Source organism: Arthrobacter sp. Ms25 (assembly GCF_059090365.1).
The window spans coordinates 754,416-776,759 of sequence record NZ_JBNHFP010000001.1 but is presented as its reverse complement, the minus strand read 5'-3'; the positions used below and the strand labels follow the sequence as shown (position 1 = coordinate 776,759).

Annotated in this window: 22 protein-coding genes; 15 read left to right on the top strand and 7 right to left on the bottom strand. The window is 65.6% G+C overall.

Annotated elements, in window-relative coordinates; all coding sequences use genetic code 11:
• Positions 1-74: 74 nt before the first annotated feature.
• The 3 genes from AC5RT8_RS03585 (at position 75) to AC5RT8_RS03575 (ending at position 2,478) form a co-directional block, all read left to right on the top strand.
• Entirely contained in the window at positions 75-860 is a 786-nt protein-coding gene (locus tag AC5RT8_RS03585) for a thioesterase family protein (protein ID WP_494094316.1), read from the top strand.
• A 3-nt stretch (positions 861-863) separates the two neighbouring features.
• Positions 864-1,604: a lipoate--protein ligase family protein gene (locus tag AC5RT8_RS03580; protein WP_494094315.1), complete on the top strand. Its 741-nt coding sequence runs from the start codon at positions 864-866 to the stop codon at positions 1,602-1,604.
• A 100-nt stretch (positions 1,605-1,704) separates the two neighbouring features.
• Positions 1,705-2,478 carry a pullulanase X25 domain-containing protein gene (locus tag AC5RT8_RS03575; RefSeq protein WP_494094314.1) on the top strand — a complete coding sequence of 258 codons (774 nt, stop codon included), beginning with the start codon at positions 1,705-1,707 and terminating at the stop codon, positions 2,476-2,478.
• Here the strand turns inward: AC5RT8_RS03575 and AC5RT8_RS03570 are convergent.
• The gene (locus AC5RT8_RS03570) at positions 2,475-3,911 is read right to left on the bottom strand and encodes a lipase maturation factor family protein (RefSeq protein ID WP_494094313.1); all 1,437 of its coding nucleotides are present in this window, start codon (positions 3,909-3,911) and stop codon (positions 2,475-2,477) included. The two genes, AC5RT8_RS03575 and AC5RT8_RS03570, sit on opposite strands and share 4 nt — an antisense overlap.
• A gap of 128 nt (positions 3,912-4,039) precedes the next feature.
• On the opposite strand from AC5RT8_RS03570, the gene AC5RT8_RS03565 reads away from it, so the two are divergent.
• Both AC5RT8_RS03565 and AC5RT8_RS03560 read left to right on the top strand, forming a co-directional pair.
• Positions 4,040-4,846 carry a PIG-L family deacetylase gene (locus tag AC5RT8_RS03565; RefSeq protein ID WP_494094312.1) on the top strand — a complete coding sequence of 269 codons (807 nt, stop codon included), beginning with the start codon at positions 4,040-4,042 and terminating at the stop codon, positions 4,844-4,846.
• A gap of 89 nt (positions 4,847-4,935) precedes the next feature.
• Complete coding sequence (locus AC5RT8_RS03560; RefSeq protein WP_494094311.1) at positions 4,936-5,325, top strand: VOC family protein; 390 nt, start codon at positions 4,936-4,938, stop codon at positions 5,323-5,325.
• A 30-nt stretch (positions 5,326-5,355) separates the two neighbouring features.
• On the opposite strand, the gene AC5RT8_RS03555 is transcribed toward AC5RT8_RS03560, so the two are convergent.
• The 5 genes from AC5RT8_RS03555 to AC5RT8_RS03535 all read right to left on the bottom strand — a co-directional run bounded on the left by AC5RT8_RS03555 (position 5,356) and on the right by AC5RT8_RS03535 (position 9,750).
• Positions 5,356-6,174, bottom strand: coding sequence for a DUF427 domain-containing protein (locus AC5RT8_RS03555; protein ID WP_494094310.1), 819 nt, complete (start codon positions 6,172-6,174; stop codon positions 5,356-5,358).
• A gap of 125 nt (positions 6,175-6,299) precedes the next feature.
• The gene (locus AC5RT8_RS03550; protein ID WP_494094309.1) at positions 6,300-7,169 is read right to left on the bottom strand and encodes an SDR family NAD(P)-dependent oxidoreductase; all 870 of its coding nucleotides are present in this window, start codon (positions 7,167-7,169) and stop codon (positions 6,300-6,302) included.
• A 28-nt stretch (positions 7,170-7,197) separates the two neighbouring features.
• Positions 7,198-7,566 (bottom strand): FmdB family zinc ribbon protein, encoded by a 369-nt coding sequence (locus tag AC5RT8_RS03545; protein ID WP_494094308.1) that lies wholly within the window; start codon positions 7,564-7,566, stop codon positions 7,198-7,200.
• A gap of 9 nt (positions 7,567-7,575) precedes the next feature.
• Positions 7,576-8,400, bottom strand: coding sequence for an N-acyl homoserine lactonase family protein (locus AC5RT8_RS03540; protein WP_494094307.1), 825 nt, complete (start codon positions 8,398-8,400; stop codon positions 7,576-7,578).
• Positions 8,401-8,514: 114 nt separating this feature from the next.
• Positions 8,515-9,750, bottom strand: a complete 1,236-nt coding sequence (locus AC5RT8_RS03535; protein WP_494094306.1) for an NAD(P)/FAD-dependent oxidoreductase — start codon at positions 9,748-9,750, stop codon at positions 8,515-8,517.
• A 345-nt stretch (positions 9,751-10,095) separates the two neighbouring features.
• Between AC5RT8_RS03535 and AC5RT8_RS03530 the strand changes: the two genes are divergently transcribed.
• Positions 10,096-10,809, top strand: a complete 714-nt coding sequence (locus AC5RT8_RS03530) for a GntR family transcriptional regulator (protein WP_494094305.1) — start codon at positions 10,096-10,098, stop codon at positions 10,807-10,809.
• An 86-nt stretch (positions 10,810-10,895) separates the two neighbouring features.
• On the opposite strand, the gene AC5RT8_RS03525 is transcribed toward AC5RT8_RS03530, so the two are convergent.
• Positions 10,896-12,173 (bottom strand): CaiB/BaiF CoA transferase family protein, encoded by a 1,278-nt coding sequence (locus AC5RT8_RS03525; protein WP_494094304.1) that lies wholly within the window; start codon positions 12,171-12,173, stop codon positions 10,896-10,898.
• A gap of 190 nt (positions 12,174-12,363) precedes the next feature.
• Here AC5RT8_RS03525 and AC5RT8_RS03520 point away from each other — a divergent pair, with 190 nt between their 5' ends.
• The 9 genes from AC5RT8_RS03520 (at position 12,364) to AC5RT8_RS03480 (ending at position 22,261) form a co-directional block, all read left to right on the top strand.
• The gene (locus tag AC5RT8_RS03520) at positions 12,364-13,116 is read left to right on the top strand and encodes an SDR family NAD(P)-dependent oxidoreductase (protein WP_494094303.1); all 753 of its coding nucleotides are present in this window, start codon (positions 12,364-12,366) and stop codon (positions 13,114-13,116) included.
• Entirely contained in the window at positions 13,110-14,576 is a 1,467-nt protein-coding gene (locus AC5RT8_RS03515) for an aldehyde dehydrogenase family protein (RefSeq protein ID WP_494094302.1), read from the top strand. Before AC5RT8_RS03520 ends, AC5RT8_RS03515 begins: the two co-directional genes overlap by 7 nt.
• Complete coding sequence (locus AC5RT8_RS03510) at positions 14,576-15,979, top strand: MmgE/PrpD family protein (RefSeq protein ID WP_494094301.1); 1,404 nt, start codon at positions 14,576-14,578, stop codon at positions 15,977-15,979. The genes AC5RT8_RS03515 and AC5RT8_RS03510 overlap by 1 nt, the downstream gene beginning before the upstream one ends.
• 1 nt (position 15,980) lies before the next feature.
• Positions 15,981-16,865: an amidohydrolase family protein gene (locus AC5RT8_RS03505; RefSeq protein WP_494094300.1), complete on the top strand. Its 885-nt coding sequence runs from the start codon at positions 15,981-15,983 to the stop codon at positions 16,863-16,865.
• Between the two features lie 30 nt (positions 16,866-16,895).
• On the top strand, positions 16,896-17,189 hold the full coding sequence (locus tag AC5RT8_RS03500; protein WP_494094299.1) for a 2Fe-2S iron-sulfur cluster-binding protein: 294 nt from the start codon (positions 16,896-16,898) through the stop codon (positions 17,187-17,189).
• Between the two features lie 2 nt (positions 17,190-17,191).
• Positions 17,192-18,046, top strand: coding sequence for an SDR family NAD(P)-dependent oxidoreductase (locus tag AC5RT8_RS03495; RefSeq protein ID WP_494094298.1), 855 nt, complete (start codon positions 17,192-17,194; stop codon positions 18,044-18,046).
• Positions 18,047-18,117: 71 nt separating this feature from the next.
• Positions 18,118-19,329, top strand: coding sequence for a cytochrome P450 (locus AC5RT8_RS03490; protein WP_494094297.1), 1,212 nt, complete (start codon positions 18,118-18,120; stop codon positions 19,327-19,329).
• Positions 19,330-19,347: 18 nt separating this feature from the next.
• Positions 19,348-20,619 carry an MFS transporter gene (locus AC5RT8_RS03485; protein WP_494094296.1) on the top strand — a complete coding sequence of 424 codons (1,272 nt, stop codon included), beginning with the start codon at positions 19,348-19,350 and terminating at the stop codon, positions 20,617-20,619.
• Between the two features lie 235 nt (positions 20,620-20,854).
• Entirely contained in the window at positions 20,855-22,261 is a 1,407-nt protein-coding gene (locus AC5RT8_RS03480) for an MFS transporter (RefSeq protein ID WP_494094295.1), read from the top strand.
• Positions 22,262-22,344 lie beyond the last annotated feature (83 nt).

Sequence of the window (22,344 nt, the reverse complement as noted above, 5' to 3'; positions counted from 1 at the left end):
GGACCAGCCGTCCGGGCGGGCTGGGGTAGCCTGAAGGCTCGGATTTCCGCAACCGGCAGGGAGAAGCGACGCACGTGGCTGAATCGTATTACCGCTCACTGGGCAACGGCGCCTATGAAGCCACCATCCACACGCAGGGGGCCTGGAATCCGCAGGAGCAGCACATGGCACCCGTTTCCGGCCTTCTCGCCCACTGCCTGGAACAGTTCCGTCCGCGGCCGGAACTGCGCATGGCCCGGATCAGCTACGACATTTTCGGCTTGATCCCCCGGACCGCCTTTGAAGTGAAGACCTCCGTCCTGCGTCCGGGCCGCACCATCGAACTGGTACAGGCGGACCTGGTGGCCGAGGGCCGCACGGCCGTGCGCGCCACCGCCTGGCGCATTGCCCGCGGCTCGACGGCGGAGGTGGCGGCGGTGGAGGACGACGCCATGCCGGGTCCGGCGGAAGCCGACGGCCACGAAGGTATGACCGCGTGGCCCGGCGCCTTCATCGAGTCCCTGGAGAAGCGGGCGCTGCCGGGGCTGCGTCCGGGCCGCGGCCGGGCCTGGCTGCGGACTCCGCACGAAATGGTGGAAGGCATGCCCACCCCCGACCTGGTCCGCCTGGTGGGTATGGCCGACACCGCCAACGGCATTTCCACCCGCGTCCCGCCGGGAGGGGACAGCTACATTTTCCCCAACGTGGACCTGCAGCTGCATCTGCACCGTGACCCCCGCGGAGAGTGGCTGGGCCTGGATACCCGGGTCACCTTCGGCACGGACGGCATCGGCCTGACCTCCACCGTCCTGCATGACGTCCACGGACCGTTCGGGCGCAGCGAGCAGATCCTGACCGTCCGCCCGCTCGGCGGAGCCTAGCCCGTGCCCGCCGTCCTGGAGGTCTTCCGGCAGGACGACTCCCTCGGAGCCGCGGAGGACCTGGACTTCGCGCTCGGCATGCTTGACGCCGTCCGCCGCGGCGGGCTCGGCCCTTCCCTGCGGATCTACCGCCCCCGCCCCACGGTGGCGCTGGGGCAGCGTGATGCCCGGCTGCCCGGGTTCGCCGCGGCGCAGGCGGCCTGCCGGCAGCACGGTTTCGAACCCCTGGTGCGCAAGGCCGGCGGGCGGGCCGCCGCCTACCACGACGGCTGCCTGATCCTGGACCATGTGGAGCCCGACGCCGGTGCGCTCCCGGGTGCCCGGGGCCGGTTCGCCGACTTCGGCGAGCTCCTGGCCGAGGCCTTCCGCAAGGCCGGGCTGGAAGCCGGGGTAGGGGAAATCCCCGGGGAGTACTGTCCGGGGGAGTTCACCGTCTACGGCCAGGGGCCCGGCGGGGAACGGATTAAACTGGCGGGCACCGCCCAGCGGGTGGTCGCCGGCGGCTGGCTGTTTTCCTCGGTGCTGGTGGTGGAAAACGCAGCCCCGCTGCGCGGGGTCCTCACCGACTGCTACGCCGAACTCGGGCTGGACTGGAACCCGGCCACCGCCGGCGCCGCCCGGGACCTGGTCCCCGCGGTGGACCTTGCCCAGGTGCAGGACGCGGTCCTGGCTGCCTATGCCGGCTACGCGCCCCTTGTCGAGGGGTCTTTTGCCCGGCTGAGGGCGAGAGTTACGCAACACTAGGGCGGCGGTACTTCGTCCCGGAGGTTACCGGCGATAGGGTTGAAGACGGTCAGCGGGCTTATCAGAAGCCGCTATCTTCATTCGTAACAAAGGAATTCCATTGGGCTCAGACACCGTTGAAAACACTGCGCTGCGGCTGCGGGCGGTCCTTGAAATCCTCGCTGCAGAGGACCCGTCGTCGGCCGGCAAGGTCAGCAAGGCGAAGGTACTCGGCGCCGCACTGGACCGTGTGCCGCTTGCCGGACGCGAGGCGGAAACCCTGGCCAGCGGCACCACCCGCGGTGAGCGCGCCCTGGTGAATGCCACCACAAAACTCGTTAAGGCCGGCTGGATCCTCAAGGAAGCCCGCGCAGGCTGGAGCATCACGAACGAGGGCCGGCAGGCGCTCAAGGACTTTCCGGAGCCGGCGCATCTGTCCGCCGCCCTGCACGGCAAGCCCGCACCCGAAGCAGCCTCCCCGGCGGAGGACGTGGTGGAAGAAGCCCTGCGCGACGCCGTGGCCGTCCCCGCGGCACCCGCCGAGCAGCATGGTGCGCACCCCGGGGCCGAGACGCCGGAGCCGTCCTTCCCGCAGCCGGAGTCCGTTGCCCTCGCCGGCGATTTCGGCACTGCGGCCGGCATCGCGGACTGGGATCCGGCCGGGGCGCAGTTCGCCTTTGACCGCCACGACGAACTGTGGAAGCTGACGCTGGACCTGCCCGAGGGCACGTACAGCTACAAGGTGGCCCTGAACGGTTCCTGGGATGAGAACTACGGGGCCGACGCACACCGCGACGGCGGCAACATGGAACTGCGGCACGCAGGCGGTCCGCTGACCTTCCTGTATGACCACGCCACCCACCACGTGGTCGCCAGGTCCGACGTCAACGCCTAAGCGGAATCCGGTCCCGGTCCCTCGACCGGGTCCACCAGGATTCCGGCCGGTTCCCGCACCCACCAGACCCGTTCGCGGCGCAGTTCCGCGGGCGTGGAAAAGCGGTAGCGGTACACCCGGGCACGGATCCGGCGGGGCGGAACGCCGCCGAACGGATCCCTGCGCAGCAGGCGCAGGGTCCGGCGGTCGGCGGCGAGCAGTTTCCGCAGCAGCTCGGGGAACCAGGCGCCGGACGCGCCCAGACCCAGGAACCACATCAGCCAGTCCAGCCGCAGATGGTAGGGCGCGAACTGGCGCGGCATCCGGCGCGGGTCCCCGGGCTTGCCCCGAAATTCGTATTCCTGCCAGCGGGCGTCCGGCCCCGGCGGATCATTGGTGCCCTCGATGACCACCTCGTTCCGGTGCCGGGTGATGCTGCCGAACGCGCCGTAGGCGTTGGAGAGGTGCCAGCGGTTGAAGCTGGCATTCATCAGCTGGTTGCTGCGAACCAGGTTCTTCAGCGGCGCCCAGGCCCAGTACAGCACCGCCGCGGTCACGGCTGCGACGACGACGGCGAACACCAGGGGAGTTGCCCCCGGGTCCGGTGCGGCGAACTGCGCTGCGGGGAGCACCGCCTGCACGGCCGAATCACTGATCGCCGTGCACGCGAGCAGGATGGTCAGCACGTTCAGCCAGGCGAAGTTCCCCGAGAGGACCAGCCAGAACTGGGTAACAATCACCACGGCCGCGGCGATGGAGGCCACCGGCTGGGGGAAGAACAGGAAGAACGGCACCACCAGCTGGGCGAAATGGTTGCCCAGCACCTCCACCCGGTGCAGCGGTTTCGGCAGGTGGTGGAAGAACCAGCTGGCAGGATTCGGCATCGGCTGGGTCTCGTGGTGGTAGTACAGGGCCGTGAGGTCCCGCCACACCTTATCGCCGCGCAGCTTGATCAGGCCTGCACCGAACTCCAGCCGGAACACCAGCCAGCGGAAGGCCCAGAGCACCGCGACCGGTGCGGCGACGTCGTCGGAGCCCAGGAACGCAGCCAGGAATCCGGCTTCCAGCAGCAGCGATTCCCAGCCGAACCCGTAGAACGTCTGCCCGATGTTCACCACGGACAGGTACAGCCCCCAGATCAACAGGAACGCGAGCATCGGCAGCCACCACGGACCGGACTGCGGCACCCCGGCCACCAGCAGGGCGGACACCAGGGCGCCGGTCCAGGCGACGGCGAGCAGCAAACGGTCGGAATAGTGCCAGTGGAACAGGGTGGGGATGCCCCGGCCCTTGATCCGGGCCAGGAACCCCGGCGCCGGCAGCAGCCCGTCCTCGCCCAGCAGTGCCGGGAACTGGGCGGCGGCGTTCAGGAACGCGACCAGGTACACCGCGGCAATGCCGCGCTGCAGGACCTGGCGGGCGAATTCGTATCCTTCGGCGCTGAACCACTCCATGGCAGTCCAGCCTAGCTGCGGCGTCGGACCGGCGCCGTCCGTTCCCGGTGCCGGGAGACTGGTGCGGCACCATGTCGGCAGTCCTACGCTGGAACGGTAGCGGAATCCTCTGCCGGGAGGTGCCGGAAATGAGCGGATCACATGTCCTTGCCCTCGTTGTCGCCCACCCCGACGATGACGCCTACGGGCTGGCCGGAACGGTCGCACTGCATGAATTTGATCCGGGGTTCCGCTTCGTCCTGGTCCACGCCACCGACGGCGGAGCCGGGCAGATCGACCCGTCCTACCCTCCGGTCAACGAACCGCTCGGGCAGATCCGCCGGCGTGAAATGGAGGCCGCCTGGATGGCGCACGGCAGGCCGCCGGACCGCCACGAATGGCTGGACTATGACGACGGCGCGGTGGCCCGGGTTCCCTTCGGGGAGCTGGTGGAACGGATCGGCGGCATCCTGGCGCAGGAGCGGCCGGACGTCGTCGCCACCTTCGGTCCGGACGGCCTGACCGGGCATCCCGACCACATTGCCGTCGGCGCGGCAACGGACGCGGCCTTCGGGCGCCTGAAGGCCGACGGCGGACCCGGGCTGCAGCGCCTGCTGCACGGCGGCGTCCGCCGCTCAACCTGGGACCGGTGGAACCGCAGCCGGATCCGGCGCGGACTGGCGCCCTGGCACGAGGACAGGGTGTACGACGTGCATCCGATCCCGGACGAGCTGATCGGGATCGAAGTCGATGTCGGCAGCGTGGCTCACCGGGTGGTGGCGGGCCTGATGGAGCACCGGACCCAGCGCCACGTGGTCTCGCCCGGCGTGCCGCCGGACGTGGAGGACGATGACCGCTGGGGACGCACCGTCAGCTCCGAGATGCTGGCCATCGCTTGGCCGCCGCAGGCGCCGGGGGCGGCAGTCCTCGGGGATGTTTTCGAAGATCTGGAGTGAAGTACCCTGCCGCATCCGCCGGGCGCCGCCCATACTGGGGCCCGGCGGGACAGCGGCAGCGGCCGGACAGCGACGGAACAGGAGCGGACATGAAAATCGTGGTGACGAGCGTTTTCGTGGAGGATCAGGACCGGGCACTGGACTTTTATACCCGGGTGCTGGGATTCGAGAAGCGCGCAGATGTTCCGACGGGCGGTGCGCGGTGGCTCACCGTGGGCACTGCCGGGGAGGAAGGGGGCGTGGAACTGCTGCTTGAACCCGCCGGCCATCCTGCCGTGGCACCGTTCACGCAGGCACTGGTGGCGGACGGAATTCCGTTCACGTCCTTCGAGGTGGACAACGTCCAGGCCGAATACGACCGGCTCCGGGACCTGGGGGTCGATTTCACCCAACCGCCGGTGCAGATGGGACCGATGACGACGGCGGTCTTTTCGGACACAGTGGGCAACCTGATCCAGATTGCCGCCAATAACGGGTAGACGCCGGCGGGACCCGACCGTCGGGGTTGGTCAGAACCGGAACAGTGAGTTGATGTCCTGCCGGACGTCGTCCACAAAGACGCTGGTGCGCTCGTCGAAAAAGCTGACCCGGTCTTTCAGCTGCGCGGAATCGGGCAGCACGGTTTCGTAGGACCAGGCCAGGTCGGTGCCCTCCGGCCGGCCCGTCACGGACCAGTAGTTGGCCGTGCCCTTGTACGGGCAGACCGATAGTTTCAGCGAGGAGCTCAGGACGTCCCAGTCGACGTCGTTCCGCGGAAAGTAGGTGCGGGGCGGGAGCATGGTCTCGTAGACGAACAGCGGCTCGCGGGTCTCCGCCAGCAGTGTCCCGCCCAGGTGGACCCGCACACTGCGCGAAGACTGCACGGCGTCCACCCGGTGGAACGGGTCCCGCGGATGGCCCCGGACCTCCTGGTTCTCCTCCAGCCACCGGTCGAAGGCATTGAAGTCCAGCAGCACGTAGCCGGCAAGGTCCGGATCGTCCGGACGGAACCCGGCGCCGGGCAGCTCGTGCGATCCGGCGTGCAGGTCCAGTGGCTGGCCGGGGGCGGTGTGTGCGGAGAACGGATAGCGCGGGTCCATCAGGGCGTCCGGGGGCACCGCGGCCAGCGGGTCCTGCTCCGGGGCATCCGCGGCAACCAGCTCCGCGGCAATGTCCGCGGCGGGTACAGCGTAGATGGGCGTGACCCGTCTCGGCTCGTAGGCCAGCACCGCGCCGGTGGAATCCACCACGGTGTTGCCGCCGAGCTGGGCCCGGATGCGCCGCGGCGTGGGTTCGTAGCGCAGTTCGGGCAGGATTTTCCAGAACGTGGGGCTGATCTGCAGTGCCATGTGCCCAGTGTCTTGCGGCAGGGAAACCGATTCAAGGGGCTTCGGAAAGGGCCGCGGCCGGCCCGCAATGCCAGTCCAGCCTGGAAACGAAAGCCGGGTGCACCTAATCCTGGAGGGCGGGGGTTCTAGATTTCAACCTGGTTGGGACCGACGTGCTGGCCACCCCCGTCCAGGTTGAGCACAGCCCCGGTCATGTAACTGGAGGCTTTCGATGCGAGGTAGACCACCAGCCCCTCGAGTTCCGACAGGTCCCCGCCTCGGCCCAGAGCTGAGATTTTCCGGAAGTCGCCGGTCATTGCCTCGGCCACGGGATTGGCCTTGCGGATATTCGTGTCGAACAGTCCCGGCGCCAGCGCGTTGACATTGATTCCGCGATGGGCCAGTTCCAGGGCCGCGTTGCGGACCAGGGCTACCACTCCCGCCTTGGTGGCGGCGTAGGCATAGCCCACCATCGGGTCGGCCCGTACTCCGCCCAGGGATGAGGTCACAATGATGCGGCCGGCCCCGTCCCGGATATGCCTGGCCGCGGCGGACATGGTGAAGGCGGCACCGCTGAGATTGACATCGAGCACTTGCCGCCATCGTTGCTGGTCGAGATCGGTGATACGCCCGCTCTTCAACCGGGGGCCGATGCCCGCGCTGATGCCGGCGTTGGCGAATACGACGTCGAGCCCCAATTCCACCGCGATCTGTTTGAACGCCGCATCGATCTCATCAAAATCGGTAATGTCAACGACGCGGACAGAGACGGCCAGGCCGTCCTCGGCCAACGCTGCCTGAGCTGCCGCCAGACTGTCCTGATCGCGGTCGATCAGGATCACCGTGGCGCCGGTCTGCGCCAGGACGGTCCCCATCCGCAGGCCCAAACCGCTGCCACCTCCCGTTACAACCACCCCGCGTCCCCGCAGGTCGAAGAGGTTGCCGAGGGTGGTCAGCCGTCGTTCATCGCTATGCGGCAGGGCGGGTGCGTCCTGCGCGGTGGTTTTTGCCTCCACGGGCAACTCCAATTCCTGGTCGGGTGGTTCAGTGGGCGTGGATGACGTCGGTGAGGGGCACGGGTCCCTTCTCTTCGAAGCGTCGTTGTTGTTTGGCCTGCTCCTGGGACAGCGTGTGGTCATCGCCGCGGTGCTGGGCTATCAGCGAGCGGCGGGCTGCCGGGGCCACATGGCACAGGCCGGGTACGTCGGGGTTGTCCTTGCACTCGGTGCTTCCACCTGCGGGGGCGATGGTGCTCAGGGAGGCCCCGGACCGCAGAAGCCCAGCTATCGAGTACACCCGGTCCGCCTGGGCGTTGCAGGATCCGCAGTCGAGGGTCGGTGCAGCGGGGACGGTGACAAAGGCCTCACCCTGCCATCCGCAGGCCCGGCATCGGTAATCGAACAGTCTTCTCATCGAACGTCCTTACTTCAGTTCCGTACGCGGACCGCCGAAGTCGGCCCAGTCCCGTTCATCGTGCGAAATCCAGAGCCTTGCCTGTTCCCGTTCGGTGACTGCGAGCATTCGGTCGATGCTGTCCCGTCCAACCTCATGGTTCCAGTCGCTTGGATCGGCTTCACGCCAGTCGACAGCCTCGCGCAGGTGCACGGTGTCGGCGGTAAGCATGATGTTCTGGCTCGGCAGGCGCACCAGAGTGGAGAGCTCACCGGGCGTGTGGCCGGGGAAGTGGTGGAGCTGGATGGAACCGTCGCCGAACAGGTCGTATTCGGGGGAATCGATGGTCGTCCAGTCAAAGTCCTGAATCTCGGCCCTCAGAATGTCCTGATGCATGACGAGATGGGCCGACCCGGCAGGGGGGTTCTTGGCATAGTCGTACTCCCCGGGGCCGATGAAGAACTTGGCGTGCGGGAACATGAACAGCCCCCCGGCATGGTCGGTGTGGGTGTGCGAGAGTACGACATGAGTGACGTCGGTGGTGTCATATCCGAGCATCCGCAGCTGGTTGTCCAAGCGCTGCTCGGGGGAGCCGGTGACCATGGTGGATTCCGGGCGGTCGCCGAAAACCAGGCGCGGATCCTCGCACACGTCAGGGTGCATTCCCGTGTCAAAGAGGACCAGGCCCTGCTCATGCTCGATCAGGTAGGAGGGTAGTGGAATGTCCACGGTGCCTTCGGCGCCGATAACGAGGTGGGCGGCATCGATGCGCATGGTGGGGGAGTCCAGTCCCCACAGTCGGGTGGCGGAGGATGTCTGGGCCGCCGAAGCGGACCTGGTCGCGGGAGAGGTCATGGTGAGGAGGATCCCATCTTGGCTAGGTGCAATTGGGCGGTGCCGGAGGGTGTGGAGGTATGACCGGTCTAAACGTTCGGGATGGTCATGGTTCTGGCGGGTTTCGGGCCGGGCTCAGGCGGGGGCTGTGGCCTTCAACGCCTGCCGAAGGTCGAATCCGGGCTCGCGGGCCTGGTCCAGGGTGACGCATGGCCCGGTTGTCAGGAGGCGGCGGCCGATGTTCTGGTGGCCGGGCATATTTACCGATTCGACGGCAGCGAGGAGGCCGTCCCTGAACCCAAGGATGGAGAACCTGCGGGCGCCCGGATCACCGAGCACTACATAGTCCTCATCCGGTCCCAGGAGACCGGTCATCTGCAGCCGCAGCGGGCCTTGGTGGGAGTAGAACCACGGCAGCTCAGCGTAAGGACTCTCATTACCGGTTAGCACCTTTGCTACGTGTTTGGCCTGATCAGTGGCGTTCTGCACGGATTCCAGGCGGATCATGCCACCGGTATGGACACTGGGGAAGGCGGCGCAGTCGCCAATCGCGAAGATGTCCGGGTCCGAACTCCGCAAGGTTTCGTCGACCACAATGCCGTTCCCGGTTGCCAGGCCGGTGGCTTCGGCCAACTCGACGTTGGGGATGACGCCGATACCCACCACTACAAGATCTGCTGCATACGTGTCACCTGTGGTGGAAACCGCCGCGGCCACTCGTCCGTCCGGTCCGGAAATGAATTCCCGGATTCCCTCGTTGAGCCGAAGGTCGATGCCCATGGACCGGAGTTCCGTGGCGAACCATTCGCTCATCACCGGGGTCAGCGCCCGTCCCATTGGTCGCGGGGCAAACTCGAGCACGGTGACGGAAACACCGAATGCGAGGGCCGCGGTTGCGAACTCGAGGCCGATGAATCCCGCTCCGATGACCACGACGTTCCGGGCGGTCCTGAGTTCCTCCTGCAGCATCCTGGCGTCGCTGAGTTCGCGGAGGCCATGAATTCCCGGGAGATCGGATCCGCCGCAGCTAAGTTGCCGATTCCTGGTGCCGGTGGCGAGGATTAGGCGGTCGTAGGGCACCTTGGCGGCATTATCGAGCACCACCGTATGGGCGGCCCGGTCGATGGCATCGGCGCGTACCCCGGTCAATAGGTCAATGCCGTGGGTGGAGTAGAAGTCCGGTTCCCGCAGGGACAGGATGTCTCCCTCCTGTCCCGGTTTCATGAACTCCTTGGACAGCGGGGGGCGCTGGTACGGGATGCCGCTTTCCGCGGCGATCACCGTGAGTGCGCCGGCATAACCCTCCTGACGCAATGAAGCGGCCGCCTGGATGCCGGCTTGCCCCCCACCGATGATCGCTACTGCGTTCATGCTCTAACCCACTCTCGATTTGCCTGGCAGGCGGAGGAGCCGCATTTCACCTGCCGATCAACGACTCATAAACTGTCGCCTTTATTTTATGAACTGGATCACATACTGCCTAATTGTAGGGTTTTGGTCAACCCTAGTGTCGACACAATGGGAGGGGAGCTGCTCGCGGGGCCGGCGAAGCCTGCAATTGCGAGGGGAGGGCGCCGCGGCGTGGCACACCCACGGCAACGTGCCGCGCGTTTAGCGTGGAGGCACGCGTACAGACAGACTTCCTTCGTGGCAGGGCTGCTGGCTGGCGACGTGTCGGCTTTGCCCGCAACGGTGTGTGAGACAGGAATGAAATTCATGGAGGACGAAAACGGGAAAGACTTTTCCGTTCAGCTGATGACACGGATGCTTCGGTTGGAGGATCGGGCCGACTCACTCGTCGCGAAGATCGCCCTGGATGTCGGCACCCGTATCATCGAGGGCACACTGGCTCCGGGCAGCGACGTCAATTCAGTGGAGCTCTCGGAGCGCTTCGGCACCAGCCGCACGCCGGTTCGGGAGGCCCTGTTACTCCTTGAGAAACAGGGCCTAGTGGAGATTCCTGCCAGGCGCAGGCCGACGGTGGTGGACCTGTCCCGCACGCCGGTGAAGGATATCTATGATGTTCGGTCCCTCCTCAGTGGCAACATCGCGGAGCTGGTGTGCGCGAGGCGGACAGCCAAGGACCTGGCTAGGATGAAGGAGGGCCTCGAACGCATGCGGGAAGCGTGCGAATCCGGCGATGTCCAGGCCTATTTCTGGGCCAACGTCAGCTACAACGACACAGTCACCTCGGTGGCCCGTAATCCGGTGCTGGCTGAGCTGATCGATTCCCTGGGCCTGCGGGTCCTGCAGCTGCGCCGCCGATCAATGTCACCGCCGCTGCGAATGGAGCGCTCCCTGGCCGATCACGATCGGCTGTTCCTCGCCTACAAGGTCAGGGACGGGGACCTGGCACGGGCCCTGTCCGGAGCGATTATCCGCGACGCCTACCGGGCGCTTTCCGGCGGTATGGGTGCCCACGGGGAATAACCGCTGGGATTGATGGCAGGTGATCCGCACCCGGCGTTCGGAGTGGACACCTCTCCGGACGCCGGGCCGGGCCGCCGGCTACGGAATCAATGCGCTGATGCGGGCACCTTGTCCTCGGCGCCGGTTGGAACCGGAGTCGGGGGGCGTATCACCCCGCTGTCCACCAAAGCGGCGATGTCCGTCTCGGCCATACCCAGAACGGAGTGAAGGATAGCCGGTCCGTCCTGCCCCAGGGCAGGCGGGAAACTGTTGCGGCCTTCCGGAAGTGTGGCCATTTTGATTGGATTTCCCACTGTTCGCACGGTGGATCCCTCGCCGTCGGACAGTTCGACGACCATGTTGCGCGCGGCCACCTGTGGGCTGTTAAGTGCGGAGGCCACGTCGTTGACGGTGCCGACCGGGATGGCCGCCTCGTTGAACAAGTCAACCCATTCGTCGGCCGTGCGCTGCAGGAACGCTGGCTCGATGATGGCCCACAGCGCCTCCTTGTTGCGCAGCCGGTCCGCGTTGCGGGCGAAACGCGGATCCTCGATGAGCTCTGGGCATCCGAGGACCTTGGCCATCGCCTGCCACATACGCTCGGTATTCGCCGTGGTGACGATCGCGCGGCCATCTCCGGCCTGGAACATGCGGTAGGTGGGAATTGAATCGTGGCCGCTGCCCTGGGGTCCGGGGACCTGGCCGGATTCCAGGTAGTAAGTCGCCTGGTAGTCGACCATCGACACCAAGCAGTCAAGCATGGAGATGTCGATGTAGTCCCCGACCCCTTCCCGGGTCCGTCGGTTCAGCGCTGCGAGGATGCCGATAACGGCATGGAGGCCCGCGGCGAGGTCGCCGATCGGCAGGCCTGTCCGGACAGGATCACCTCCACGCTCACCGGTGAGGCTCATGGTGCCGGAGAGGGCCTGGACAATCATGTCGTAGGCGGTCAGGTCCCGCAGTGGTCCGGTCTGGCCGAAGCCGCTGATTGAGGCCCAAATCAGCTCCGGCCGGCGTTCCATCTCAATTTCACGATCGACGCCGAGCCGGGCGAGAACGCCTGGTCGGAAGTTTTCCACCACGATGTCGCACTGATCCATGAGCGAACGGATCAGTTCCGGTGCGCTTTCATGTTTGAGGTCCACGACGATGGACTTCTTATTCCGGTTGATGGTGTGGAAATAGGCGCTGTCCCCGCGGATGAAGTGCGGCGGGACGGTGCGGCTCAGGTCCCCGGAGGGTGATTCGACCTTGATGATTTCTGCACCCATGTCGCCCAACATCTGCACGCCGTAGGGCCCGGAGAGGAACTGGGTGAAGTCCAGGACCCGAACGCCGCCCAGGGGGCCGGGCGGTCGTGCTGCGGACTGTTGTGCTGATGCCATGGAGGACTCCTGCTCTTTCATGTGACGCCGGTGCCGTTGCCTGCACGGGGATCTCCAGTGATTTGTTGCCCCAAAACTACCCGGAAGTCGCCCTTATGTCGACACTTGACGTGATCTACGTCTCATAGTTAGGGTTCAAATCGAACATGTGCCGAAAACGTCGACACTTTATGAGTGGGAGGACAGGACTATGCGCCTGAAGGATGAAGTGGCAGTGATCACTGGTGCGGGCTCGGGAATGGGCCAGGCAGGAGCGATCCGATTCGCCCAGGAAGGTGCCGCCGTCGTGGTGGTTGACCTGAACGGCGAAGCCGCGGAGAAGACTGCCCAGGACATCCGGAACAACGGCGGCCGGGCAATTGCCGTTGCCGCTGACATCTCCGGACTAGAGGGCAATGAAAGGGCTGTCAACGCCGCCCTCGAAGAGTTCGGGAAGCTCTCCATTGTGTGGGCCAATGCCGGCCTGGCGACCAAGGTCCAGCCCCTTGCCGAGGCGGACGAGGCAGTGTTCCGCCGCATGCAGGACGTCAATGTCTACGGCCCGTGGAACATGGCCCGAGCTGCGATGCCGCATCTGGCCAAGGAGAAGGGATCCATGCTGATCACCGCCTCCCTGTCAGGCCTGACCGCACGCCCGGGCAACTCCGCCTACTCGGCCACCAAGGGAGCCGCCGTGCAGCTCACCCGCGCGCTGGCCATCGAGTTCGCCCCGGACGTACGTGTCAACTCGATCTGCCCGGTCGCTACCCAGACGCCCATGCAGGATGTGTTCACCCCCGGCGGCCTGAAGGATGAGATCCAGCCGAAGATCATCGCCGGTATCCCCATGCAACGCCTGGCCGTCCCCGAAGACATGGCCAACGCAGCGCTCTTCCTCGTATCCCGCGAAGCCGGCATGATTACCGGCCACAACCTGCCCGTTGACGGAGGCTCCCTTTGCTGACCGCTACCACCACTGATTCGGCTGTACGGGAGTTCTACGGCTCCTTTATCAACGGCGAGGAGGTCGGCGAATCGGCCGCCTCGTCCTTCGAGACCCGTAATCCGGCCAACGGCCAGGTCCTGACCGTCATCCAGGAAGGCGGCCAGGCTCTCGTCGACCAGGCCGTGGCCAACTCGCGTGAAGTCTTCCCGGCCTGGCGCGACCTCCCCGGCGTGGAAAAGGGCAGGATCCTCCTGGCGATCAGCCGGAAGATCCTGGAGAACCAAGACCTGCTGGTCACCCTGGAGAGCCTGGACAACGGCAAGTCCCGGATGGACGCCACCTTCGACGTCATCACCGCGGCACGGTACTTCGAGTACTACGCCGGAATGGCTGACAAGCTGGGCGGCGAAACCATTCCCCTGCCGGGCACCCACATCTCCTACACCCGTCCTGAGCCGTTCGGCGTCACCGCGCACATTGTTCCCTGGAACGCCGCCTTCCAGCAGGCGGCGCGCGGTGTGGCCCCGGCCCTCGCCGCCGGCAACACCGCCGTGGTCAAGCCCGCAGAGGACACCTCCATCTCCACCCTCGTCATGGCCCGGCTGGCCCTCGAGGCCGGACTGCCTGCCGGGGTGTTCAACGTCGTCACCGGTCTGGGATCCACCACCGGTGCCGCGCTGGTGAGCCATCCGCACGTTTCCCGCATCACCTTCACCGGATCGGTGCCCACGGGCCAGGCCATCATGCGGGCGGCTGCGGAACACCTCAATCCGCTGACCCTTGAACTCGGCGGTAAGGCACCGAACATCATCTTCGAGGATGCCGACCTCAAGGCCGCGATTCCAGGTTCTCTGATGGCCATCAATATCAACGCAGGCCAGGTCTGCGCCGCAGGATCACGCCTGCTGGTGCACCGCTCCCTGCACGATGAAGTGGTTGAAGGCCTTGTCGCCCTGAACCGCCAGGTCAAACTCGGTCCGGCTGCCTCCGGATCGTCCATGGGCGCCATCACCACGGCCGCCCAGTACGCCAAGATCCAGGAATACCTGGAGATCGGAAAGACGGAAGGTGCCCGCGCCGTCGTCGGCGGCAGTGCAGCCACCGAGGGGGAGCTGGCACAGGGCCAGTTCATCCAGCCGACCATCTTTACCGGGGTGGACAACTCGATGCGCATTGCACAGGAGGAGATCTTCGGGCCCGTGCTGAGCGTTATCCCCTTCGACTCCGAAGAGGACGCCGTGCGGATCGCCAACGACACCAAGTACGGGCTGACGGCGGGTCTCTGGACCCGCGATCTGGGCCGTGCCCATCGTGTGGCGGCGCAGATTGAGGCGGGTCAGGTCACCGTCAACGACTTCTTCGCCGGGGGAGTCCAAGCACCTTTCGGCGGGTACAAGAACAGCGGTTTCGGCCGTGAGAAGGGAACCCACGCCCTGTCCGAGTACCTGCAGACCAAGACCGTCAGCATCAAGCTCTGATGGTCCACGAGCCCACGGCATCAACCCCCGGAGAAGCCTGGGTCAAGGCTGTGGAACGGGCCCGCGGCGTCACCTCCGCGGGGCTGTCCAGTCGCGCACGCGGGGTCGGGACATTGAGCCTTCTCGATTGGCTCGGCTGCACTGTCGCCGGAGGAAACACTCCGGAGGCACGGCAGATGTTCCAGGCCTTGGCGCCCGGTGTCGGTGATGCGACGGTCATCGGCACCGGCTTGTCCGTGGGATGGCGGGATGCCGTGGTGCTCAACGGTGTACAGGGGCATGCCCTTGATTTCGACGACATGCTGCCGGCCATGTCCGGCCATCCAAGTGCCGCGGTCCTGCCGGCGATGATCACCCTCGGAGCGGAAATTGGAGCCACCGTGGCGGACGTCGTCGAGGCGCTGGCTGCCGGCGTCGAAATCGGTGCCTGGGTTGCGAGGTACGTCATGCCGGGTCATTACGACGACGGCTGGCACGGCACCGGCACCGTCGGCACACTTGCCGCTGCGGCCGGCGTGGCCCACCTGCTGGGTTTGAGCCGGGACCAGTGGGTTACCGCACTGGACCTGGCCGCCACCCAAGCCAGCGGACTGCGCGAGTTGTTCGGAACCGCCGGTAAACCCCTGCACGCGGCGAACGCCGCCCAGGCAGGGGCCCTGGCGGGGCGAATGGCGGCCGCCGGGGCACATTCGGACGGCCAGGGCATGCTTGGGCCGAAGGGGTTCATTGCCATTCACGGCGGCAATCCCTCCTCCGTGGAGGTTCCGGCCACCGCGTGGGCGATTGAAGGCATGCTCTACAAGACTTATGCGTCCTGCTTCATGACCCAGGCCTCCGTGGACGCAGCACTGCGGCTGCGGGCTGCGGGCATCCCGCCGGAGGAGGTTGAGGCGGTCACGCTGACGGTGAGCCCGAAACTTCGGGATGTGTGCGCCATTGCGGATCCACGGACAGGGCTGGACGCAAAGTTCAGCCTGCACGCCACGACGGCGCTGGCCCTCGGCGGCCATGACATGGCGGACGAGTCCACGTATCGCCCGGATGTGCTGACCGGCGGCGCGTACCGGTCCCTGCTCTCCCGCATCACCCTGCAGTACGCGCAGGAGCTGGCGGGCAATGAGGCACGCATTGTCCTGGAAGCACAGTTGTCTTCCGGACAGACGGTGGTTCACCGGGTGGACCGGGGACGACCAGTTGAGGACCTTGAGGTACTTCGCGGGACCCTCATGGACAAATTCACCAGCCTGGCGGGCCCCGTGCTGGGAGGCGGCCGCGCCGCCGCACTGGCACGGCTGGCGGGTACCGGCAGCACACCCGTAGCAGCCCTCCTGGCTGCATCGGCCCCCGCAACAAAAACAGACGACCGGCCCGCAACAGCTGGCCTGGCACAAAGGATTGACTGACATGACGACTGAACGACTTGCGCTGGATGACGTGGTGGCCATCGATGTCCACGCCCACGCACTGAACAGCAGCCACGACCACGGCGATGACGAGACAGGCAACGCCACCAAGGCCGATCAGGCCAAGCGGTGGAAGACGGATCTGATCAACATCAATATCGCCGGCACGGCAGAGTACTACCGTAGCCGCAGGATCATGGCGGTCCTGTTCGGTGTGGACTCCGAGCGCTACATGGGGGACAAGCCCGTCCCGAACTACGAAGTAGCCGAAGCGGCCCGGGAGCATGACGACGTCTTCATCCCTTTCGCCAGCATCGATCCATACCGCGGCAAGGCCGGAATTGCCGAAGCCATCGACCTTATGGACAACCACGGGATCCAGGGCTTCAAGTTCCATCCGAGTGTGCAGGGCTTCGCACCGGACGACCCGGTGGCGTACAGGCTCTACGAGGTCATTGCCGAGCGCGGCAAGGTAGCCCTGTTCCACACGGGCCAGACCGGAATCGGGCGTACCTCGCCCGGGGGCGGCGGGGTCCGGTTGAAGTACTCCAACCCCATGTACTACGACGACATCGCCGTGGACCTCCCCGATCTGAAGATCATTCTTGCGCACCCGTCTTTCCCCTGGCAGGACGAGGCACTTGCGGTCGCCCGCCATAAGCAGAACGTGTACATCGATCTGTCCGGCTGGTCCCCGAAGTACTTCGACCCCAAGCTCGTCCAGCACGCGAACTCGCTGATCAAGGACAAGGTGCTCTTCGGCAGCGACTTCCCGCTGCTGACCCCCGACCGGTGGCTGACGGAATTCGCCGAGGCTCCCTTCAAGGACGCGGTGCGCCCGCTCATCCTCAAGGACAACGCCATCCGTCTCTTCAACCTATCCTGAACCGCCGCAATTATTGGAAAGGCCACGACCATGAATGACACCATCACCCACTCAGATGCCCCGTTCACGGTGCATCTGTCGCTGTCGGAGAAAACCTATGAGGTGCCTGCGGACAAAGGCATCCTGCAGGTCCTCGAGGAGGCCGGCGAGCCGGTCATCTTTTCCTGCCGGGAAGGTACCTGCGGGACGTGCGAAACCCCGGTGCTCTCCGGCGAGGTCGACCACCGTGATTCGGTCCTCTCGGAAGAGGAGCGGCAGGCGAATGAAACCATGATGATCTGTGTCTCCCGTTGCCGGGGTCCCCGGCTGGAACTGGACATCTAGGCATGCCCGGCATCAGGGACTTCAGCGGCAAGGTTGCCGTGGTCACCGGCGGCGCCAGCGGCATGGGCCTTGCCATGGCACGGCGCTTCCTGACGGACGGGGCAAAGGTGGTCATCGCCGACATTGAACAGTCCGCGCTGGACACGGCGGTGCGGGACATGGACCCAACCGGCGAAAGGGTCTTGGGGGTACGAACGGACGTCAGTTCCACAGAGAGCCTGCAGCAGCTGGCGGACAAAACCGTCGAAGCCTTCGGAGGGGTCGACATCTTGTGCAACAACGCGGGGGTCGAGACGGGCGGTCCGATCATTGACGTCACTGAGCAGGCTTGGCGGTGGGTCATGGATGTCAACTTTTTCGGAGTACTCAACGGATGCCGGATCTTCCTGCCGCTGCTGGAACAACGCCCCGAAGCACACATCGTGAACACCGCGTCCGTGGCCGCGTTCGCCACCGGCACCCCGACGATGGCCCCCTACTGCGCCTCCAAATTCGCCGTCCTGGGTTTCTCCGAATCGTTGGAGATCGAGCTGCGTTCGCATGGCTCCACGGTGGGGGTCTCTGTCCTGGCACCGGGGCCGGTGAAGACCAGGATGACCGAGGCGGAGCGGAACAAGCCGGACTCGGTGACGGTGTCCACAGACCCGGAGCGCCGAAAGGTTATCGAGAACCTGGCCCGGAAGACCGCCGAGGCCGGAATGGAGCCTGCGGAAGTCGCCGACATGGTGGCCGAGTCCATCCGCGAAAACCGATTCTTCATCCTCACTCACCCGGACATCGCCGTCCAGGGGGTAAGGACCCGGCTTGCCTGGATGGAAACCGGAACCCCGCCGGCCCCGCGGACGGCCGGAGCCTGAAGCTACACCCGAACAGCATCCCTCTCCCACACCCCGCCGGGGAAGACCCGGCACTACCAAAGGACAGCACCATGACTGCACACGTAAGCGATGAGGTCCGGGACGCGCCCGTCTTCGACGGCGATCCCTTCTCCATGGAGGCACTCAACGATCCGCACCACTATGACGGCCTGGCCCGCGAACTCGCGCCGGTTGTCTACGTGGAGAAGTACGACTACTACGCCATCACGCGTTTCGCGGAACTGCAGAAGGCTCTGCGGGATTGGCGCAGGATCGGCTCCGCGGACCGCCCCTTCTACACACCCAACCCGTTCCGCCCCACCGTCCTGGTGCTTGAGGACCCGCCCACCCATACGATCTCCAAAAACGCCGCCATGGCAGTGCTGTCCGGCGACAACCTGAAGAAGTTCGAACCGTACTTCAAGGAACAGGCCGAAAAGATGATCGACGAGATCCTCGCGGACGGCCCGGCCGAGATCGACGGCTTCCGTGACCTCTCCGTACGATACGTCCTCAAGGTATTCCCCGATGTCCTGGGACTGCCGGAGGAGGGCAGGGAAGCCCTGCTCGCCTTCGGTGACGGCGTCTTCAACGTCTTCGGACCCGCCAACGACTTCCAGAAGGCCAAGCTGGCCCGGGCAGCCGAGGCACAGGACTGGATCGAGACCAACACCGACCGCGAGCTTCAGGAGGAAGGCAGCATCGGCGCCGACCTCTACAAGATGGCAGATGAGGAAAAGCTCTCCGGGGAGGTCGCCCAGCAGATTCTGAAGTCCATCTTCTCCGCCGGCTTCGACACCACTACAGCCTCGATCGCGTCGATGTTCCGCGCCTTTGCAGACAACCCGGGGGAATGGGAGAAGCTGAAAGCGAATCCGGACCTTGTGGAGAATGCCTGGGAGGAAGCCATCCGCTTCTATCCCGCCTCCCGTTACGGGGGCCGGATCGCCAAGAAAGAGGTTGTGCTGGGCGGCATCCGCATCCCCGAGGGCGGCAAGATTCTCACCATGTGGTTGGGAGCCGGCCGCGACGGGCGGCAGTTCCAGGACCCGGACGAATTCAGAATTGACCGGGACATGTCCAACGGCCATCTGTCTTTTGGATTCGGCATCCATACCTGCGCCGGCAACCTCATCGCCCGCCTTGAGGCGCGCACGCTGCTGCGCGCATTGCTGGAGCGGGTTGAAACCATTGAGCTGGTGGGCGAGCCCCGTCGCGCCTTGAACTACCAGGCCTTCGGACACGAGTACGTCCCGATCCGGCTGACCCCGAAGAAACACTGACCCGCAGAAGGTTACCCGGTGAGCACACCCAGACGGGTCCGCCCCGGACGGGGCACTGAAGAGCGCTTGGGTCGAGCGCTCAATGGCCCGCCCCTGTGGTCGGTGACCTTCCTGACCGCCGTCGTCGTCAACTTCCTGTTCAACCTCGTGTTCTACATGTTGATGACCACGACGGCGGTCTATGCCATCGGCAGGTTCGGTGCGGACGGCACCACGGCGGGGCTGGCCGCGTCCATCTTCGTTCTGGGGGCATTGGCCTGCCGCTTGCTCTCGACCGTTCTCCTCGGACGCGTCGGGGCCATGCGTCTGTTCGTCATCGGTGCCCCGCTCTCCTTTCTGTTTTCCCTGCTGTACCTCGCGGCCGAACCTCTGTGGGTGCTGCTTCTGGTGCGGTTCCTTCATGGGGCCGGCTTCGGCCTGGCCCATTCGGCCGTTGGATCAATCGCACAGTCCGTCCTACCCCTCGCGCGACGAGGAGAGGGCGTCGGCTACTTTGGCACCGCTGCCACGTTGGGGACTGCGCTGGGGCCGTTCGCCGGACTGCATGCCGTGGCTCACGGCGGCTATTCGGCGCTCTTCGTTGCAGTTGCCACTGTCCTCGCGGCTGCCCTGGCAGGAGGGTTGCTCCTGCGCGTGCGAGGTGCGCACCGGCCGGAGAACACGGCACCCGGCCCGCAGCGGTCACCGGAAGAACCGGGTCCTACACCGGCCGCAGCTCCGCCCCTGCTGGAGACTCTGCGTCGTATCCTGCCGATTGGCCTGATCGCCTTTTTCCAGTCGATAGCGTATGCCGGCGTCGCGGCCTTCATGGACGTCCACACTACTGCCCTGGGGCTCGGTGCCCTGGCCGGATCTTTTTTCCTCGTCTACGCCTCGGCGGTTATCCTCGTGCGCCTCCTGACCGGGAAGATCATCGACCGGCGTGGTCCGGCGTCGGTCTTCTATCCTTCGGCAGCCTTGTACGCCGTGGCCCTCGTCCTGGTGGCGACCGCACCGTCGCCTCCCGTCCTGTTTCTGGGAGCCGCCCTGCTGGGCATCGGTTACGGCAGTCTCCTCCCCGCCGGACAGACCATCGCCATGGGGCTGCTGCCGCGTCAGCAGTCCGGCACGGCGTTCGTCTGGTACTTCCTCTTCGTGGACCTCGGGTTTGGCGTCGGCCCCTTCCTCCTTGGGGCCCTCGTGGACGGTATCGGGACCACCGCGACGATCCTCATCAGCTGCAGCTTTGTCGCCGTGGCCGGCGTAATGTTCCGGACCCTCCTACCGGCACCGGTCCGCTCCGCTTCCTGAAAAAGTCCGGCTCCCGCTTCTCGAAAACATTGTGCGAATAGTAGATGTGTCGACACATCTGTGCATATAGTGCTGTTCTCACCGCGATTTGGAGCACTCGCACTTATATCCCAGGCTCCGATCCATGTCACGCATACAAAGGAGTTGGGGCGTGTCCAAAGATACTTCCGGGCGAATAGAGAGACCGTCGGATCGACCGCCGGAAGGGACCGGAGCTGAAGAGTCTGTTACTACTGTGACACTAAGTGTCGACTCTAGGAGTCGGTCTTGGCAGGGATTTTCCGACATCGGAGCCCACCTCGTACCAAAGTTCTCACCGCGGGACGTCCGCTTTTCCAACTGGCTGTGCTTCTTCGCGTGGGCGGGAGCCGTCTATGACTTCATCCTGTTCGGCAACCTGCTGCCCGTTATCGCAGCGGACTTCGGGCTCGACGAATCGGGGGCCACGGGCATCAACACATGGATCACCGCCGGGACGGCTGTGGTGGCCTACTTCCTAGGCCGCGTTGTTGACCGGGTAGGTCGCCGCAAGGGGCTGATCATCGCAGTGGCCGGAGCCGCCGTCGCCTCCCTGTTGACCGCCACCACGGGGCTGATCTTCGGCCTGTTCGCCGGACTCGGACTGGTGGCCCTGGTGCTCATCCGGACCGTTGCCGGACTGGGCTATGCGGAGATGGCCGTCAATGCCACGTACCTCTCCGAGGTGTACGCCACTACCGCGGCCACACCCGCACAGCTGCGCCGCCGCGGACTGACATACTCACTGGTGCAGTCCGGCTGGCCGGTGGGCGCAGCGGTCGCTGCAGGATCGGTGGCCCTGCTGCTCCCGATCGGTGGCTGGGAGCTGTGCTTCGTGGTCGCTGCCGTGCCGGCCGTCTTCATTACGTGGGCCGCCCGGAAACTGAAGGAAAGCCCGCAGTTCGCCGCCCGCCAGCAGATTCAAAAGCTTCAAAACGCCGGGCGTACCGAGGAGGCCAAGGCCTTGGCAGCCGAGTTCGGCATCGAGGTCCAAGAAATTGAGCGGACCTCCGTGATGGAGGTCTTCCGGGGAGAATCCCTGCGCCCCATGCTGACGATCGGTCCCGCCTACCTCCTGAACGGCATGGGCGCCCTGGTCTTCCAGATTCTGGCCACGTCGTTGCTGACCTCTGAAACCGGCATGAGCATCAACTTCACCAATGCCCTCCTCATCCTGCTGATCTCCAACGGGATGGCCTTCCTTGGCTACCTCTTCCACGGCTGGTTAGGCGACCGGATCGGCCGCCGCAATACCATTGCGCTGGGTTGGATCATGGCCTCGGTATCCTACGGAGCCATGCTGATGCTGCCCCAGGGCGACTTTGTTCCCGTTGTAGCGCTCTACAGCGTGGGCCTGTTCTTCCTCATCGGCCCGTTCTCGGCCCTGATGTTCTTCACGGGGGAGAGCTTCCCCTCAACCATCCGTGCCACTGCAACGAGCATCATCACGGCCAGCGGAATGATCGGCAATATCCTCGCCGGGCTCATCGTCACCACACTGTTGTCCAGCGGAGAGGCATGGACCCGCACGGCCTTCATCGCCGGCGTCGTGCCTGTCCTGCTGGGTGGGGTGCTGATCCTCTTCGCCCCCCACAGGGATCCCCAGGTGGCGCGCCTGGACTGACGCGGGCCGCTATAGTCTCAGCGATGCTGGTGACGCACCCACCCCGGCAGCCCCGGTGTATCCCTCTCCAAACCGGTAGGGAT